Here is a 15,521-nt window from a genome sequence, read left to right on the forward strand (position 1 = left end):
TGACGCCTAGCCGACCGGCCAGGCGTCCGCGAGCATCTTGCGGGTGTCGGCGAGCAGCTGCGGCAGCACCTTGGTGTGCCCCACCACCGGCATGAAGTTGGTGTCGCCGCCCCAGCGCGGCACGATGTGCTGGTGCAGGTGCGCGGCGATGCCGGCGCCCGCCACGGCCCCCTGGTTCATGCCGATGTTGAAGCCGTGCGCGCCGGAGGCGGCACGCAGCGCCGTCATCGCCTGCTTGGTGAGCGCGGCGAGTTCGGCGGTCTCCGGACCCGTCAGGTCGGTGTAGTCGGCGACGTGGCGGTAGGGCACGACCATCAAGTGCCCGCCGTTGTACGGGTAGAGGTTGAGTACCGCGTACACCTGCTCGCCGCGCGCGATCACGAGCCCGTCCTCGTCGGACTTCGCCGGGATGGAGCAGAAGGGACAGCCGTCGTCGGCTCCCGGTCCCGTGGGCTTGTTCTCGCCCTGGATGTACGCCATCCGGTGGGGCGTCCACAGGCGCTGGAACGCGTCCTGCGTCCCCACTCCGATCTGCTGCTCCGGCTCACTCGTCATGGGGTGCAGCATATGACTTCGCCCGTTCGCGGCGTGTCGGCGGGGCGGATACCCACGGCACCGCCGCGAAGCTTGGCCGATGATCGACGACAGCCGGCAGACCCGCTGGGAGAACCGCACCGAGGTCCCGTTGGCCGTGGCGTCGCTGCTGTTCCTGGGCGCGTACGCGGTGCGGGTCCTGGCCCACGGGCTGTCCCCGTTGTGGCGTGACGTGTGCGTGGCGACGGCCCTGGCGGCGTGGGCCGGGTTCGCCGTGGACTATGCGGTGCGGTGGCGCCTGAGCGGACAGCGCCTGCGCTTCGTACGCACCCACTGGCTGGATACCGTCGTCCTCGCCCTGCCGCTGCTGCGTCCGCTGCGGATCGTGCACGTCTACGAGGCGGTCCAGCGGCGGCACGCGCGGCCGCGGCTCGCCCTGCACGCGCGCGTGATGGCGTACGCGGGCCTGGCCGCGCTGCTCCTCGGCTTCGCCGGGGCGCTGGCCGTCTACCACCAGGAGCGCGGGGCGCCGGGCGCGACGATCGAGACGTTCGGGGACGCGGTGTGGTGGACCTGCGCGACCCTGGCCACCGTGGGGTACGGGGACGTGGCGCCGGTGACTCCCGTCGGGCGGCTCGCCGCGGTCGGCCTGATGGGCTGCGGGCTCGCGCTGCTCGGCGCGGTGACCGGTTCGTTCTCCTCGTGGCTGCTCCAGGTCTTCGCGCGCGAGGGCGGCGCCGACGGGCGCGGGGACGACGAGAGGCCCCCGGGGAGCCAATCCCCGGGGGCCTCCTGAAGCCACGTACGCGTCAGGGCGTACGCACGTCAGACCTGCGTCCGCTCCTCGACGACCTTCGCGATCTTCGCGATGGCCTCGTCGACGGGGATGCCGTTCTCCTGCGAGCCGTCGCGGTAGCGGAAGGACACGGAACCGTTGTTCATGTCCTCGTCGCCCGCGATGACCATGAAGGGCACCTTGGCCTTCTGCTGGTTGCGGATCTTCTTCTGCATGCGGTCGGACGACGCGTCGACCTCGACCCGCAGCCCCTGGGCGCGCGCCTTCTCGGCGAACTCCTGCAGGTACTCGACGTGCCCGTCGCCGATCGGGATGCCGACGGCCTGAACCGGGGCCAGCCACGCAGGGAACGCGCCCGCGTAGTGCTCCAGGAGCACACCGAAGAACCGCTCGATGGAGCCGAACAGCGCACGGTGGATCATGACGGGCTGCTGGCGCGAGCCGTCGGCCGCCGTGTACTCCAGGCCGAACCGCTTGGGCTGGTTGAAGTCGACCTGGATCGTCGACATCTGCCAGGACCGGCCGATGGCGTCCTTGGCCTGCACGGAGATCTTCGGGCCGTAGTACGCGGCGCCGCCCGGGTCGGGCACCAGCGGCAGGTTCTGCTTCTCGGCGGCCAGCCGCAGCGCCTCGGTGGCCTCGGCCCAGTCCTCGTCGGTGCCGATGAACTTGTCGGAGTCGTCGCGGGTGGACAGCTCCAGCTCGAACTCGGTCAGGCCGTAGTCACGCAGGAGGTCGAGCACGAAGGTCAGGAGCGTGTCGAGCTCCTGCGGCATCTGCTCCTTGGTGCAGTAGATGTGCGAGTCGTCCTGGGTGAAGCCGCGCGAGCGGGTCAGGCCGTGCACGACGCCGGACTTCTCGTACCGGTACACGGTGCCGAACTCGAAGAGGCGCAGCGGCAGTTCGCGGTAGGAACGCCCGCGCGACTTGAAGATCAGGTTGTGCATCGGGCAGTTCATCGCCTTGAGGCGGTAGTTCTGCTCGTCGAACTCGATGGGCGGGAACATGCCGTCCGCGTAGTGCGGCAGGTGGCCCGAGATCTCGAAGAGCTTCTCCTTCGAGATGTGCGGGGTGTTCACGAACTCGTAGCCGGAGACCTCGTGGCGGCGCCGCGAGTAGTCCTCCATGACCTTGCGGATCACGCCGCCCTTGGGGTGGAAGACCGCGAGGCCCGGGCCGAGCTCCTCGGGGAAGGAGAACAGGTCGAGCTCCGAGCCGAGCTTGCGGTGGTCGCGCTTCTCGGCCTCGGCGAGGAACTCCAGGTGCGCCTTCAGCTCGTCCTTCGACGGCCACGCGGTGCCGTAGATGCGCTGGAGCTGGGGGTTCTTCTCGCTGCCCCGCCAGTACGCGGCGGCGGAGCGCATCAGCTTGAACGCGGGGATGGCGCGGGTCGAGGGCAGGTGCGGGCCCCGGCAGAGGTCCTTCCAGCACAGTTCGCCGGTCTTCGCGTCGAGGTTGTCGTAGATCGTCAGCTCGCCGGCGCCCACCTCGGCGTCGGCGCCGTCGGCGGCCTGCGCGGCGTTGCCCTTGAGGCCGATGAGCTCCAGCTTGTAGGGCTCGTCGGCCAGCTCGACGCGGGCGTCCTCGTCGGTGGTGACGCGACGGGAGAACTTCTGGCCCCGCTTCTGGATCTCCTGCATCTTCTTCTCGATGCGCTTGAGGTCCTCGGGGGTGAACGGCTCCTTGACGTCGAAGTCGTAGTAAAAGCCGTCGCGGATGGGCGGGCCGATGCCGAGCTTGGCCTCGGGGAAGAGCTCCTGCACGGCCTGCGCCATGACGTGCGCGGTCGAGTGGCGCAGGATGTTCAGGCCGTCCTCGGAGGAGACCTCGACGGGGACGACCTCGTCGCCCTCGGCCACGGCGTACGCCAGGTCCTTCAGCTCGCCGGCCACGCGGGCGGCGACGACGGTGCGCTCACCGGCGAAGAGCTCGGCGGCCGTAGTGCCCGTCGTCACCACGCGCTCTTCCCGCTCGGAATCGCGTTGGATGATCACACGGACGTCTGACACCGGTCTCTCCTTGCTGAAGGGGGGTGCGGCGCTTTCTTCGTGCGCGCGCACTAGGGATCGTACCGAGCCACAGGGGCCCGCCGCGAAACGGTTGCCCGCCGCCCCCGGAAGCGGCCCCTCCGATCCCGCGCCCTCCGAGCCCGTGCCGTACACCCCTTCAGTCCGTGCCGTACGCCCCCTCAGTCCGGACTGCACGCCTCCTCGAAGAAGTCGAGGTTCTCCTGGAGCGACTTCATCAGGTGGTCCCGCTCCGCCTCGTCCACCTGCACCGGCACCACCCCGGTGGCCCCGGTGAGCCTGCGGAACCCGCCCCGGCTCTCCAGCCGTCCGTGCACCCGGATCGGAAGGCCGACCAGGTGCGCGTGGCCCGCGATGCGGTACGACTCCTCGTCCAGGGCCATCCGTACGTGGGGGACCTCGGCCCCCGCGATCACCCGGATCCGCACCGTGCCCTCCCCGCGCGGCGACGACCGCCGCATCCGCACCACGGCCCCGGTGATCCGCACCGGCACCGAAGGCTCCCCGTGCAGATAGCGGGCGCCCGCCTCGCGCAGCACCGGCAGGTCACCGGGCGAGAACTCGACCGGCTCGGCGGGGGCCGCGCACCCCTCGGGCACGCCTGCGCCCGGCGCCCACTCGACCGCGACGCGCGCGCCCTCCGTGCCGCGCACCAGCGCCACGATCGCCTCGGTCAGCTCGTGGCTCACCCCGGCCTCGACCGCGCCGTCGAAGGCGTCCATACCGCCGGTGGCGCGCTGGTAGTCGACGGCCTCGCGGCAGGCGTACAGCGCCTGGTGCAGCCGGACCGTGAGCGGCCGCCCGGTCGGCACGGGCACGAAGGCGGTCAGCGCGCGCCCGCCGGGAGCGGGCCCGACCAGGACGTTCTGCAGGGACGCGGCGGCGGGACCGCGGTGGCGCGCGCCGTGGTACCCGGCGCGACCGCGCGCGGCGAGCGCACCGGCGAGCAGCAACTGCCGCGCGGCGGACCGCAGTTGCTCCTCCACCGGCCAGGTCGCCGTACCCGCCGGGCCGACCGGCACATCGCGCCACCAGCGGATCTCGTCGCTGGGCACGGCGAGTCCGACGAGCACGTCGCGGGCGGCGGGCGAGGCGCTGCGGGACAGTGCGACGAGCGCCTCGCCGATCAGGTCCTCGCAGTCGGGGAAGGCTCGGCTCTCGGGCACGAGCAGGCTGGTGCCCCCGCCGCCGGGTCCCGGCGGCGTCCACCGGGCATAGCGGCCCGGGGCTCCGCCGCGGCGCTGCCAGCCGTGCCGGGCGAGCAGCGCGCCGAGCACGGCGGGGTCGACCTGGGCGGGTTCGGGCGGCTGCGCCCAGTGGCCCGTGGCCGGGGCGGGGTGCGGGCGGACGGGAGGTACGGGCCCGTCGACGTCGAAGGGGCGGTGCATCAGGGTCTCCCTCCCGTCCCGACGCGCGTCATGATCTCGCAGAGCGCGCGGTCGTCGAAGATCCGCGAGGTCGGGACGCGCACGGTGGTGCGCCGTCGGCCGGTCACCGGGTGCCCGGCCAGGTTGGTCCAGTAGCAGCAGTGGCGCAGGTCGAGTCGGTCGTGTCCGGCCCGGAGCCAGTCGTCCTGCGACCGGGGCACGAGCATCACGACCAGGATCTTGTGGACCGAGACAGGGGTGCGGGCGAGCTTCTCCAGGTGGGCGTTGTCGAGCGTGAAGGAGAAGGCGGGCCCCGCCGGGGCGGGCGGTATCTGGTACGTGCACTTGAGCTGGACCTTGATGGTGACCTCGTCGTCGACCGTGTGCCCGGGGGCGCTGTGGCTGACGTGCCAGTCGATGCCGTTGTCCGGAAAGGGCTGTGAGAGCGAGCATCCGGCGGCCGCCGCGACGGCGTGCAGATAGCCCACCTGAAGTGTCTCCATACAGGCGGTGGTGGCGAGTGTGCCGCGCGGCGGTGCGATCCGCTCGGGCAGCAGCCCACCCTGTTCGGGCTGCGCGAGCGCCATGTCCAACGTGCCTTTCGAACCCGGTCGTTCCCGGCTGTTTCCCCGCTCGGGCCGTCAATGCCTAGGCCCTGTACCTCTGTTGTCTCCGGGCCGCGTACAGCGCAAACGGCCCGGGTATCACCAGCGTGGGCAGGGGACCGAACGTCATCTGCCGGAACTGAACGAGGAGTTGCGTCACCATGACGTGCTGGTACGAGGGCCCCTTGGCCGCATTCGACACGGAGACCACGGGCGTCGACGTCGAGACCGACCGGATCGTGTCGGCCGCCGTCGTCGTCCAGCAGGGCGCGGGCACCCGGCCGCGCATCACCCGCTGGCTGGTGAATCCGGGCGTACCCGTGCCCGAAGAAGCCACGGCCGTACACGGACTGACGGAGGATCACCTGCAGCGCAACGGCCGCTGGCCCGCGCCGGTGATGGAGGAGATAGCGCGCGATCTGGCCGAGCAGGGCGCGGCGGGCCGACCGATCGTGGTGATGAACGCGCCGTTCGATCTGACCATCCTGGACCGGGAGTTGCGCAGGCACCGCGCCTCGTCCCTGAGCCGCTACATGGAGGGTTCGTCCCTCTGCGTGGTCGACCCGAGAGTCCTGGACAAGCACCTGGACCGCTACCGCAAGGGCCGGCGCACGCTGACCGACCTGTGCGCGCACTACGAGGTGGAGCTGTCCGACGCCCACGACGCGGCGGCGGACGCGCAGGCCGCCCTCGACGTCGTCCGCGCGGTGGGGCGCCGTTTCGCCTCACGCCTGGAGCGTCTCTCGCCGGCCGAGCTGCACACACTGCAGGCCGTCTGGCACGCGGCGCAGGCGCGCGGCCTGCAGGCGTGGTTCGCCAAGAGCGGTTCGCCCGAGGAGGTCGACCCCGCCTGGCCGCTGCGTCCCGAACTCCCGGCGGCGGCCTGAGCGTCGAGGGCGCGCGCACCGGGCGCAGGGTGACGCGGGCCGCGTACGGACAAGCCGCGTACGGACAAGAAAAAACCGGTCCGTCTGCTGACGGACCGGCATTCTCCGGGTGGGCGATACTGGGTTCGAACCAGTGACCTCTTCGGTGTGAACGAAGCGCTCTCCCACTGAGCTAATCGCCCGGGAACGCACTGAACAATACAGGTCCGGGCGCCTTTCCTTCAAACCGCTTCCAGGTACGCCGTCAGACCGACGCCAGGTACGACGTCAGACCGCGCCGCCCCGCCCTCATCATCAGGGCGTGGTTGAGCAGGAACACGGGCCGTCCGGGGACGGCGAGGCGCCGCATCAAGGGCCTGCGCACCTCGACCTCCTGGTCGTAGCGGGCCCGTGTCCCCCTGGGTCCGGCCGTGACCGTCCAGCGTGCCCAGCCGTCCAGGTCCCCGGTCATGACGATCTCCAGGACCCCGGCTCCCACGTCACGGCGCCGCTCGCACGCGGTGACGACCAAGTCGTACGGGAGGAAGGACCTGAAGCGCGCGACGCCGGTGCGGTCGTCGACGGGCGTCACCTCGCGCACCTGTGGCCACCAGCGCGGATAGTCCTCGGCCCGTTCGAGGACGGTGTAGACGTCGGCGGGCGCGCCGGGCAGATCCCAGACGCTGCGGAAGCGGTAGCGGCACCAGTCCATGAGCCGAGTCTGCCCATCCACACGCCAAGCCGAGCACCGACTCACGTGCCCATCTGAGTACGTCCTGAGTATCCGCACCGATGTCGCGCGACGTGGCGCGGACCACACTCCTGTGGCATGACGAACATTCCGCCCCCGGCCGAGGAGCTCCGCGTCCTCGACTGGGAGTTGCGCCAACTGGAGGCGCGCAGGAAGCAGTTGCTGCAGCGCCGGGCCTGGCTGCTCGGCGCCCTGCGCGCGGCGGGCCCGGCCGGGCCGCCCCCTCGCCCGGCCGGCCCGCCCGCCGAGACCACCCCGCCGAGCGCGCAGAACGTGCTGCTCACGCTGGGAGGTGTCCTCCTGACCATCGCGGCGATCGCCTTCACCGTGGTGAGCTGGGGGCACTTGGGCATCGGGGGCCGCAGCGCGGTCCTCGGCGCGGCGACGCTGGCGGCGCTCGGCGCCCCCGCGGCGCTGCTGCGCCGCTCGCTGCGTTCGACGGCGGAGGCGGTGGCGGGCCTGGGGCTCGCGCTGACCGTCCTCGACACGTACGCGCTGCGCCATCTCGCCCTGCCCGGCGCGGACGCCCTCGGCTACGCGGCGGCGGCCTCCGCGCTCCTCGCCGCACTGTGGGCGGGGTACGGCCTGCTCCTTCGCGAGCTGCGCCTGCCGCTGCCGACGGCGGTGGCGACGGCCCAACTCCCCCTGGTCCTCTGGGCGGGCGCCGCCCAGGCGGGCGACCACGCGATGGCGGCCGCGCTGCTCGCGACGGCGGCCTTCGACACCGCGCTCGCGCTGTGGGCGGGTGTCCGCTCGGTGCGGATCGTCGCCGCCGCGGGGGCCTGTGCCCTCGGACTGTATGGCGCGGCGAGCGCCTGCTGGCTGTCCGCGCAGGCCACCGATCCGACCGGCGCGGCCCGCGCGGGCGCGCTGCAGCTGTTCTCCGCTTTGATCGCCCTGGCCGCCGCATGGTGGTCGAAGAACCCCGAGGCCACCACCGGCGCGGCATGCGCGAGCGGACTGCTCGCGGTGGCGGCGTCCGGCGGTGTACTGCGGACCGCGCTGCCCGCAGCGTGGACGGTGCCGGTCCATCTGGCGTGCGGCATCGCGCTGTTGGCGCTCGTCCGCACCGCCCTGCCCCGGCCCCTGCGGCGCGGGATCGCCGCGGCGTCGGCCGCCGTCCAGGGCCTTGCGGTGCTGTGGGCGCTGCCCGTCGCCGCCGTCGCCCTGCTCGGCCCGCTCGGCTGGGCCACCCGCGCCTGGTCGGGCGCGCCCTCGGACGCCCGGGACGCCCTGCTGCTCGAACTGCCCCTGGCGCACCCGCTCCTGGCCCCGCCGGTGCTCGCGGCCGTCGCCGTGGCCCTGCTCGTGGCGACCGGCCCTCTGGGTACGACGGCCCGGCGCGCGGCCCGCCACGGCGCTCCGGCACTGGCCTGGTCCGCGGCCGTCGCCCTGCCGCCCGCGCTCCAACTCCCGTACGCCGCAGGCCTTTCGGCCCAGATCCTGCTGACCGCGGCCCTCCTGGCGTACGCGGCACACACCACGTCCGCGCATCGGGCCCTGGCGGCGTCGGCCCTGGCACTGGTGTCCTCGGCGGGCGTCGCGTTCCTCGCCCTGGCGACCACGGCGGCCACTCTCACCACGCTCGGCGCGCTGACGGCGCTCTTCCTCGCCGCCTGCGCCCGCTCGGCCCGGCGCACGGAACCGGCACCGGGCGCGGCGACGCTCTCGGCCTGCGCGGCCCTCGCGTACGCCACCGCGCTGACCTGCGCCGCAGGCGCCGCGGGGGATCTGCGCCCCGAGCACATCGGGCTGCTCACGCTCGCGGTGCCGGGCCTCGCCGCTCTCGCCGCCGCCCGGCTCGGCCGGCACCCCCTGACGCTGCCGGTCGAGATCATGGCGGCCGCCTCCGGAGCCCTCGCCGTCGCCCTGACCGCGGGCCACGCGCCGGCCCTCGCGCTCTCCTTGGCGCTCGCCGGACTCATCGCGTCGGGCACCGCCCTGCGCGCGGACCGCCGCCCCGTCGGGTACGCGGCCGGAGCGCTGTTCGTCCTGGCGAGCTGGGTCCGCCTCGCCTCATGGGAGGTGACGGCCCCGGAGGCGTACACCCTGCCCGTCACCGTCCCCGCCCTGCTCGTCGGCCTCCTGCGGCGCCGCCGCGACCCCGAGGCCTCCTCCTGGACGGCCTACGGTCCGGGTCTCGCGGCGACACTGCTGCCGAGCCTGGCCGCCGCCTGGAGCGACCCGCACTGGCAGCGCCCCCTGCTGCTGGGCACCGCCGCCCTGGCCCTGACGCTGATCGGCGCCCACCACCGGCTGCGCGCCCCGCTGGTCCTCGGCGGCACGGTCCTGTCCCTGGACGCGCTGCACGAGCTGGCCCCGTACATCGTGCAGGTGGCGGGCGCGCTACCCCGCTGGCTGCCGCCGGCGCTCGCGGGTCTGCTGCTCCTCGCCGTCGGAGCCACGTACGAGCAACGTCTGCGCGACGCACGCAGGTTCCGGAATGCGCTGAATCGAATGCACTGATTGCGGAGCGCCGCCGGGACATGTGGACCCGTCAATTCCATGGAAAGACAAGGGAATACGAGAACGGCCCGGAGGCTCTAAAGCCTCCGGGCCGCAATCCGGGGTGGGCGATACTGGGTTCGAACCAGTGACCTCTTCGGTGTGAACGAAGCGCTCTCCCACTGAGCTAATCGCCCCGGGCGCATGGAGAACATTACCGCATGTCAGCGGGTGCTCCCGACCGCCCCGGAGTCACCCTCGGGTCACTCCTTGATCTTCCACGGCATCGTGATGCCGAACTTCCACACGTAGATGGCGACGAGCACCGCGACGATGACGAGGCCGATGGTCGTCAAGATGATGTTCCTGCGCCGCACCTTGGGGTCGAGCGCACGCTGCGCCGCCTCGGTGACCTTGCGTTTCGTCCAGCGCAGCACCAGCTGGGCCCAGACGAACTCGGTCGCCCAGATCGCCATTCCGCCGAAGATCACCAGCCAGCCGGGCCCCGGCAGGGGCAGCATGATGATGCCCGCGACGACAACCGCGAGACCCACGATGAACACGCCCACCTGCCAGCTCAGGTGCAGCATCCTGCGCGCTTGGACGTACTGCGGCGCACGCGAGCCGAGAGGCTGGTCAAGAGGCTGTTCGGCCTTGGCTCCGACGGTCGGGTCCGCGACCCCCGCCGGATCGTTACTCCCCGTATTCATGCGGCCAAACCCTACCGGACGGAAACCCTTCACCGGAATGGGTGCACGTACGGAAGGGACAACCCGCCATGCGAGCTACCTAAAGACACGCAAAACCCTCAGAGGGGTTTACAACGGCACCGTAGGTGGCATGTCGATTTCGCCGACGTGCGAATCCCCGAGCGCACACTGAGCGAAAGGCCCTGGCGCTTATGAACACCACGGTCAGCTGCGAGCTGCACCTGCGCCTCGTTGTGTCGAGCGAGTCCTCACTGCCTGTACCCGCAGGACTGCGGTATGACACGGCCGATCCCTATGCCGTGCACGCCACCTTCCACACCGGAGCCGAGGAAACCGTCGAGTGGGTGTTCGCCCGCGACCTCCTCGCCGAGGGCCTGCACCGGCCCACCGGCACCGGCGACGTCCGAGTCTGGCCGTCCCGGAGCCACGGTCAGGGCGTCGTCTGCATCGCCCTGAGCTCCCCGGAGGGCGAGGCCCTGCTCGAGGCCCCGGCGCGGGCCCTGGAGTCCTTCCTGAAGCGAACGGACGCGGCCGTGCCACCCGGCACGGAACACCGCCACTTCGACCTCGACACGGAGCTCTCACACATCCTGGCCGAGAGCTAGCGGCCACGCGGCGCGTCGAGAGCGACCCCACACGCCGTCCGACTCGGGGCGACGGCGCAGGCAGTGACGACACAACGACACAAGGCGAACAGAGCAGGCACCGGCGCCGTCGCCGCGGGATTCCCGCGGCGACGGCGCCGGTGCGTCCCGTGGGGAAGCCGCTAGCATCGGCCAGCATCGGCGGGCTCAAGCCCGACCCCCAGGCCAGGGAGCGAATCGTGCTGATCACCCACGACACCCGGTGTTCCCTCGACGCCGTGGTCGATCTGGTGAACACCGCACCGGAGGAGGACGGCGCCGACGGTCTCGCGGACGTGGCGGCGCTCGGTGATTTCGTACGAAGCCACGACGTGAGCGATGTCGGGGAGCTCTCGGAGCGGGACCTCGCCGATGTCCGCCGGGTCCGCGGCCGCTTCGGCGAGGTCTTCGCGAACCCCGAGCCGCGGACCGCCTCCACGATCATCAACGAACTGGTCGCCGCGGCGGGCACCACGCCCCGCCTCACCGACCACGACGGCTACGACTGGCACATCCACTACTTCGCGCCGGGGGCATCCGTCGCGGACCACCTGGCCGCCGACTGCGGGATGGCGCTGGCCTTCTTCGTGGTCGCCGGGGAGCAGGAGCGGCTGCGGCGCTGCGAGGCCCCGGACTGCCGGCGCGCCTTCGTCGACCTCTCGCGCAACCGCTCGCGGCGCTACTGCGACAGCCGCACCTGCGGGAACCGGCTGCACGTCGCCGCGTACCGCGCCCGCCGCAAGGAAGCCGCGGGCTAGAGCGGGAGGAGATCGCCTAGAGCAGCAGGAGATCGTGGAGCGAGGCCGCCAGGATCAAGGTGCTGATCACCGCCAGGAAGATCATCAGGGGTGGCTGGGAGAGGGCGAAGAGACAGCCCTGCCGCTCCTCCTCGTCGGCGGGGGCGGTCCGCTCGGCCTCGGGGGCGGTCGCGGGCCCCGGCACGTCGGCAGGTCGTCGCTCGCGGGCCGGTGCCGCCTGCCGTTCGTCGTCCGGCGGGGCGGCGTCGCCCTGTGTGGTGGTGTCCAGCATCTCGCGGTGATGATGACGCAGGTCGCGGGGGACCGCCGACCAACACGCCCGGACGGGGCGGGAGTTCGCCGGATTCCGTGAACCGGCAAAAGTCCAGCGCCCGGCGCGTTCCGTCCATGGCTCACGGCCGTTCCCCCTCGCGAGACTCGGCGGCACCGTCCGCACTCGAACGAGGGAGCCGCTCATGACCGTGGACCGCAGACGGCTGTTGACGACCGCGCTGGGCACCGCGGCGCTCGCGGCCGCGCCGATCGGCGCCGCGTCGGCCGCCCCCGGGCACGCGCGCGCGTGGCGCAGGGTCCCGCACCGGGGCATCCGCCCCGACGACCCGGAAGGACGCGCCGCACTGCCCAATCCGCGCCGCGGCTTCCGCTACGAGATGTCGTACAACGCCCTTGACCTGACAAGCCCTTGGCCGAACGAGCAGGACCACTCCCCCGACGCCGCGAAGACGCTCGACCTGCTGGAGCGCGAGTACGGCGCGGGCGCGAACCTCACCCAGCTGTACTTCTACCTCTGGGAATTCGCGACCTCGGAGATCCCGCAGAGCGCGCTCGACAACATCGAGCGCGTCCTCGGCGGGCTGCGGAGCAAGGGGTACGCGGCGGTCCTGCGGTTCGTGTACGACGACGGGGTGCGGGAGAACCGGCGCTACACCGTGCGGGACATCCAGCGCCACATAGGGCAGTTGGCGCCGCTGGTCGCGCGCAACAGCGACGTCGTCGCGGTCTGGCAGGCGGGCTTCCTCGGCACCTGGGGCGAATGGCACGGCAGTCACCACCGGCACGAGACCTACCCGGACGCCGTGACCGCCATCATGACGACGCTCGTGGAGGCCCTGCCGCCCGGCCTGCACACCCAGGTCAGGTACGCCGAGAAACGGGACATGATCACCCATCGGGCGATCCTGGACCGCGTCGGGTTCCACAACGACTACGTGACGCTCGGCGAGGGGCTGTGGGACTACTACGTACCCGACAACCCCGGCTGGCCGACGTACCTCGACGTCGCGCGGACGCGGATGATGGACGGCGAGATGCCCTGGGACAAGGGACAGAGCTCCGACCCGTACGCGTGGAGCACCGTCATTCCCGGCGTCGCCGCCGCGCGACGGCTGCAGACGCTCCGCTTCGACAGCCTCTCCCTCGTGCACAACGCCACCGTCACCATCCCCGGCTGGAAGGCGGCGCCGCTCACCGAGCGACAGGCCGTTCAGGCGCAACTGCCGGTGTCCGACGGGTACTTCAGGGACCGCGCGGGGCGGGCCGTGGCCCGCACCCCGTTCGAGTACCTGCGCGACCACCTCGGCTACCGCGTGGAAGTGCGCGAGGCGCGGTACGACCTCGCGGCGGCACGGCGGCGCGGGCGGCTCCCGGTGGAGGTCGACGTGGTGAACCGCGGGTTCGCGCCGCCCAAGCATCCGCGTCCCGTACGCCTGGTGCTCCTGGACGCCCGAGGGCGGACGGTCGCGGCGGCCGACACGGGTGCGGACTGGCGCGACTGGCTGCCTCAGGGGCGCGCGGAGACGGACGACGACCACGCGGCGCCCGCGCCCTCGACCGTGCGCGCCGAGCTCGCCCTGCCCGCCGGGGCCCGGGGTGCGCACCGCATCGCGCTCGCCCTGCCCGATCCGGCCTTCCCCGGGCGGGGGCGGGCCGTGCGGTGCGCGAACGCCTCGGTGGAGTGGGTCGACGGCGTGAACGTCCTGGCGGAGGTCCGGCTCTGAGAGGCCGCACCTCCCCACCGGGTCCGTCAGATGCCGTGCTTCTTCAGGATCGCCTCGATGTCGCTGAAGTCCTCCGCGGGCGCGGTGGCCTTCGGCTTGGCCGCGGGCTGGGCGGCGGCAGGCCGTGCGCCCTGGCCGAGCGAGGGCGCCGACGCCGCGGGGGCCACCGCCTCGCGCTGGGCGGCCTTCGCGGCCTTGCGCTCCTTGCGGGTGCCGCCGGTGCGGCGCTCCACCGCGCGGGTGCCCATGAACATGAGCCAGGCCGCGCCCAGCACGCCGAAGCCCACCCACGCCTTGAGACTGAAGGCGGTGTCGGCCGCCCAGCCCACCACTCCCGTCAGGACCAGCCCCACCGGGACCAGGGAGTACGCGGCGAGGCGTGCCGCGGAGAGGAAGCGCTTGCGGTAGGCCGTGACCGCGGCGATGCCGAGCCCGGCCGCGGATACGGCGGAACAGACGGTCTCGGCAATCATCCGGTCCTCCAGGCATACAGGCGTACGTAGGGATATGACGCTGTCGTCCCTTCCATCCTGCACCGGGCGGGCACCGTGGAGCCACGCCCGGGGCGGACCTCAGGGACATCTCCGGGTCATCTCGGGGTCCGGCTCCTCCCCAGGTCCCGGTTGGGAGGCACGTCCACGGGCTGGAAGACTGTGCCCATGAGCGACTCCACCCCCGCCCGCCCCGTCGTCCTCGACGTCTGGTGCGAGCTGCAGTGCCCCGACTGCCGTACCGCCCTCGACGACGTGCGCGCCCTGCGCGAGCGCTACGGCGACCGTCTCGAGGTGCGCCTGCGGCACTTCCCCCTCGAGAAGCACAAGCATTCCTTCGCCGCCGCCCAGGCCGCCGAGGAGGCCTTCGAGCAGGGCAAGGGCTGGCCGTACGTCGAGGCGGTCCTCGCCAGGGTCGAGGACCTGTCCGCCGAGGGTGAGTCCGTGCTGGTGGACACCGCCCGCGAACTGGGCCTGGACGCCGAGGAGTTCGACACGGCCCTGATCGACGGCCGGCACATCCTGATCGTCGACGCCGACCAGGCCGAGGGCAAGGCGATCAAGGTCACCGGCACGCCGACGTACGTGATCGACGGCGAGCGCCTCGACGGCGGCAAGAGCCAGGACGGCCTGCGCGCCCGCATCGAGGAGATCGCCGACCGGCTGCTCGCGGGCGACGGCGCCTAGCGGCAGGTTTCTAGAGCAGCGGCTTGTAGAGGTAGTACGAGGTCGGTTCGTAGCCGAGCGACTCGTACAGGCGCAGGGCCGGGGTGTTGCCCGCGAAGACGTTGAGGCCCATGCGGCCGTGGCCGGCCTCGCGGGTCTGCGCCTCGGCGGCCAGCATCAGGGAACGGCCGTGGCCCTGCCCGCGGTGCTCCTCGTCGACCTCGATGTTGTAGACGAACATGTCGTCGCCCGCCAGGGCGATCCACAGGGTGCCCACCCGCGTGCCGCGGTGCGTGAGGACGCTCAGCCAGGTGTCCGGCGTCGCCACGCCCTGGGGGAGGAAGCGCTCGTGGTCCGATCGGGCCTTGGCGCGCGCCTCGGCCTCGGGCACTCCGCGCTCGACCCAGTCGCGTACGTAGCCGTCCTCCTCGTGCGCCAGCCACGGCCCGTACTCGTCCTCGGTCATCGGCCGCAGCTCGGCGCCCTCGGGCAGCGCGGGCACCTCGGCGGGCAGCGGCTTGGCCATCGTGCGGTTGCGCTCGACGTACCCGAGAGCGGTGGCCAGGCGCAGGGCCGCCGTGGCGTCGGCGGGGACGGTCGCCTCGATGCGCCCGCAGCCCCAGCCGCGGGCCACCTCCTCGGCGGCCAGCGCGGCGACGGTGCCGCGCCCCCGCCTGCGGTCCGGTTCCGCGATCCGCAGGTCCATGACCTGGCAGACCTTCGGCCCGAAGACCTTGTGGGTGGCGAGGGCTATGGAACCCACGGGACGGCTGTTCACGCAGACGTCGTACGTGCGCGACTTCGCGCCGTCGGCGCTCTGCTGGAGCGGCCCGGTCGGCCGCAGGGTCGTGGTCATCACAGGTGTTCTACCCGCGCCGACCCCCG

Annotated in this window: 16 protein-coding genes and 2 tRNA genes; 7 read left to right on the forward strand and 11 right to left on the reverse strand. The window is 72.4% G+C overall.

The window, feature by feature from the left end:
* Positions 1-6: 6 nt before the first annotated feature.
* Positions 7-567, reverse strand: coding sequence for an HIT family protein (locus ACZ4D5_RS24560; protein WP_467774554.1), 561 nt, complete (start codon positions 565-567; stop codon positions 7-9).
* A gap of 67 nt (positions 568-634) precedes the next feature.
* On the opposite strand from ACZ4D5_RS24560, the gene ACZ4D5_RS24565 reads away from it, so the two are divergent.
* The gene (locus tag ACZ4D5_RS24565; RefSeq protein ID WP_467774555.1) at positions 635-1,330 is read left to right on the forward strand and encodes a potassium channel family protein; all 696 of its coding nucleotides are present in this window, start codon (positions 635-637) and stop codon (positions 1,328-1,330) included.
* Between the two features lie 29 nt (positions 1,331-1,359).
* Here ACZ4D5_RS24565 and thrS read toward each other — a convergent pair whose 3' ends face one another.
* The 3 genes from thrS to ACZ4D5_RS24580 all read right to left on the reverse strand — a co-directional run bounded on the left by thrS (position 1,360) and on the right by ACZ4D5_RS24580 (position 5,311).
* The gene (gene thrS / locus ACZ4D5_RS24570; RefSeq protein ID WP_467774556.1) at positions 1,360-3,339 is read right to left on the reverse strand and encodes a threonine--tRNA ligase; all 1,980 of its coding nucleotides are present in this window, start codon (positions 3,337-3,339) and stop codon (positions 1,360-1,362) included.
* Positions 3,340-3,518: 179 nt separating this feature from the next.
* Positions 3,519-4,745 carry a hypothetical protein gene (locus ACZ4D5_RS24575; protein WP_467774557.1) on the reverse strand — a complete coding sequence of 409 codons (1,227 nt, stop codon included), beginning with the start codon at positions 4,743-4,745 and terminating at the stop codon, positions 3,519-3,521.
* On the reverse strand, positions 4,745-5,311 hold the full coding sequence (locus tag ACZ4D5_RS24580; protein WP_467774558.1) for a DUF4365 domain-containing protein: 567 nt from the start codon (positions 5,309-5,311) through the stop codon (positions 4,745-4,747). The genes ACZ4D5_RS24575 and ACZ4D5_RS24580 overlap by 1 nt, the downstream gene beginning before the upstream one ends.
* 179 nt (positions 5,312-5,490) lie before the next feature.
* Between ACZ4D5_RS24580 and ACZ4D5_RS24585 the strand changes: the two genes are divergently transcribed.
* Positions 5,491-6,216 carry a 3'-5' exonuclease gene (locus ACZ4D5_RS24585; RefSeq protein ID WP_362327879.1) on the forward strand — a complete coding sequence of 242 codons (726 nt, stop codon included), beginning with the start codon at positions 5,491-5,493 and terminating at the stop codon, positions 6,214-6,216.
* A 110-nt stretch (positions 6,217-6,326) separates the two neighbouring features.
* Here ACZ4D5_RS24585 and ACZ4D5_RS24590 read toward each other — a convergent pair.
* Together ACZ4D5_RS24590 and ACZ4D5_RS24595 are read right to left on the reverse strand one after the other, a co-directional pair.
* A tRNA-Val gene (locus ACZ4D5_RS24590) sits at positions 6,327-6,398 on the reverse strand.
* A gap of 62 nt (positions 6,399-6,460) precedes the next feature.
* Positions 6,461-6,907 carry an SRPBCC family protein gene (locus ACZ4D5_RS24595; protein WP_467774559.1) on the reverse strand — a complete coding sequence of 149 codons (447 nt, stop codon included), beginning with the start codon at positions 6,905-6,907 and terminating at the stop codon, positions 6,461-6,463.
* 117 nt (positions 6,908-7,024) lie between these two features.
* Here ACZ4D5_RS24595 and ACZ4D5_RS24600 point away from each other — a divergent pair, with 117 nt between their 5' ends.
* Entirely contained in the window at positions 7,025-9,412 is a 2,388-nt protein-coding gene (locus tag ACZ4D5_RS24600; protein WP_467774560.1) for an SCO7613 C-terminal domain-containing membrane protein, read from the forward strand.
* A gap of 104 nt (positions 9,413-9,516) precedes the next feature.
* On the opposite strand, the gene ACZ4D5_RS24605 is transcribed toward ACZ4D5_RS24600, so the two are convergent.
* Both ACZ4D5_RS24605 and ACZ4D5_RS24610 read right to left on the reverse strand, forming a co-directional pair.
* A tRNA-Val gene (locus tag ACZ4D5_RS24605) sits at positions 9,517-9,588 on the reverse strand.
* 66 nt (positions 9,589-9,654) lie between these two features.
* Positions 9,655-10,101 (reverse strand): TIGR02611 family protein, encoded by a 447-nt coding sequence (locus tag ACZ4D5_RS24610; protein ID WP_467774561.1) that lies wholly within the window; start codon positions 10,099-10,101, stop codon positions 9,655-9,657.
* Between the two features lie 191 nt (positions 10,102-10,292).
* Here ACZ4D5_RS24610 and ACZ4D5_RS24615 point away from each other — a divergent pair, with 191 nt between their 5' ends.
* Complete coding sequence (locus ACZ4D5_RS24615; protein ID WP_003959770.1) at positions 10,293-10,706, forward strand: SsgA family sporulation/cell division regulator; 414 nt, start codon at positions 10,293-10,295, stop codon at positions 10,704-10,706.
* A gap of 218 nt (positions 10,707-10,924) precedes the next feature.
* Positions 10,925-11,482 carry a CGNR zinc finger domain-containing protein gene (locus ACZ4D5_RS24620; protein WP_467774562.1) on the forward strand — a complete coding sequence of 186 codons (558 nt, stop codon included), beginning with the start codon at positions 10,925-10,927 and terminating at the stop codon, positions 11,480-11,482.
* A 16-nt stretch (positions 11,483-11,498) separates the two neighbouring features.
* On the opposite strand, the gene ACZ4D5_RS24625 is transcribed toward ACZ4D5_RS24620, so the two are convergent.
* The gene (locus ACZ4D5_RS24625; RefSeq protein ID WP_467774907.1) at positions 11,499-11,753 is read right to left on the reverse strand and encodes a hypothetical protein; all 255 of its coding nucleotides are present in this window, start codon (positions 11,751-11,753) and stop codon (positions 11,499-11,501) included.
* 184 nt (positions 11,754-11,937) lie between these two features.
* Here ACZ4D5_RS24625 and ACZ4D5_RS24630 point away from each other — a divergent pair, with 184 nt between their 5' ends.
* Entirely contained in the window at positions 11,938-13,479 is a 1,542-nt protein-coding gene (locus ACZ4D5_RS24630) for a DUF4874 domain-containing protein (protein ID WP_467774563.1), read from the forward strand.
* 26 nt (positions 13,480-13,505) lie between these two features.
* Here ACZ4D5_RS24630 and ACZ4D5_RS24635 read toward each other — a convergent pair whose 3' ends face one another.
* The gene (locus ACZ4D5_RS24635; RefSeq protein ID WP_467774564.1) at positions 13,506-13,952 is read right to left on the reverse strand and encodes a hypothetical protein; all 447 of its coding nucleotides are present in this window, start codon (positions 13,950-13,952) and stop codon (positions 13,506-13,508) included.
* 186 nt (positions 13,953-14,138) lie between these two features.
* On the opposite strand from ACZ4D5_RS24635, the gene ACZ4D5_RS24640 reads away from it, so the two are divergent.
* Positions 14,139-14,657, forward strand: a complete 519-nt coding sequence (locus tag ACZ4D5_RS24640) for a DsbA family protein (protein ID WP_467774565.1) — start codon at positions 14,139-14,141, stop codon at positions 14,655-14,657.
* A 10-nt stretch (positions 14,658-14,667) separates the two neighbouring features.
* Here ACZ4D5_RS24640 and ACZ4D5_RS24645 read toward each other — a convergent pair whose 3' ends face one another.
* On the reverse strand, positions 14,668-15,492 hold the full coding sequence (locus ACZ4D5_RS24645; protein WP_467774566.1) for a GNAT family N-acetyltransferase: 825 nt from the start codon (positions 15,490-15,492) through the stop codon (positions 14,668-14,670).
* Between the last annotated feature and the right edge of the window lie 29 nt (positions 15,493-15,521).

The organism is Streptomyces sp. NPDC025651 (assembly GCF_055558735.1).

Coding starts and splice junctions, on each gene's coding strand:
- ACZ4D5_RS24560 (WP_467774554.1), bottom strand. CDS start 567: ATGCTGCACCCCATGACGAGTGAGCCGGAGCAGCAGATCGGAGTGGGG.
- ACZ4D5_RS24565 (WP_467774555.1), top strand. CDS start 635: ATGATCGACGACAGCCGGCAGACCCGCTGGGAGAACCGCACCGAGGTC.
- ACZ4D5_RS24575 (WP_467774557.1), bottom strand. CDS start 4,745: ATGCACCGCCCCTTCGACGTCGACGGGCCCGTACCTCCCGTCCGCCCG.
- ACZ4D5_RS24580 (WP_467774558.1), bottom strand. CDS start 5,311: ATGGCGCTCGCGCAGCCCGAACAGGGTGGGCTGCTGCCCGAGCGGATC.
- ACZ4D5_RS24585 (WP_362327879.1), top strand. CDS start 5,491: ATGACGTGCTGGTACGAGGGCCCCTTGGCCGCATTCGACACGGAGACC.
- ACZ4D5_RS24595 (WP_467774559.1), bottom strand. CDS start 6,907: ATGGACTGGTGCCGCTACCGCTTCCGCAGCGTCTGGGATCTGCCCGGC.
- ACZ4D5_RS24600 (WP_467774560.1), top strand. CDS start 7,025: ATGACGAACATTCCGCCCCCGGCCGAGGAGCTCCGCGTCCTCGACTGG.
- ACZ4D5_RS24610 (WP_467774561.1), bottom strand. CDS start 10,101: ATGAATACGGGGAGTAACGATCCGGCGGGGGTCGCGGACCCGACCGTC.
- ACZ4D5_RS24615 (WP_003959770.1), top strand. CDS start 10,293: ATGAACACCACGGTCAGCTGCGAGCTGCACCTGCGCCTCGTTGTGTCG.
- ACZ4D5_RS24625 (WP_467774907.1), bottom strand. CDS start 11,753: ATGCTGGACACCACCACACAGGGCGACGCCGCCCCGCCGGACGACGAA.
- ACZ4D5_RS24630 (WP_467774563.1), top strand. CDS start 11,938: ATGACCGTGGACCGCAGACGGCTGTTGACGACCGCGCTGGGCACCGCG.
- ACZ4D5_RS24635 (WP_467774564.1), bottom strand. CDS start 13,952: ATGATTGCCGAGACCGTCTGTTCCGCCGTATCCGCGGCCGGGCTCGGC.
- ACZ4D5_RS24640 (WP_467774565.1), top strand. CDS start 14,139: ATGAGCGACTCCACCCCCGCCCGCCCCGTCGTCCTCGACGTCTGGTGC.
- ACZ4D5_RS24645 (WP_467774566.1), bottom strand. CDS start 15,492: ATGACCACGACCCTGCGGCCGACCGGGCCGCTCCAGCAGAGCGCCGAC.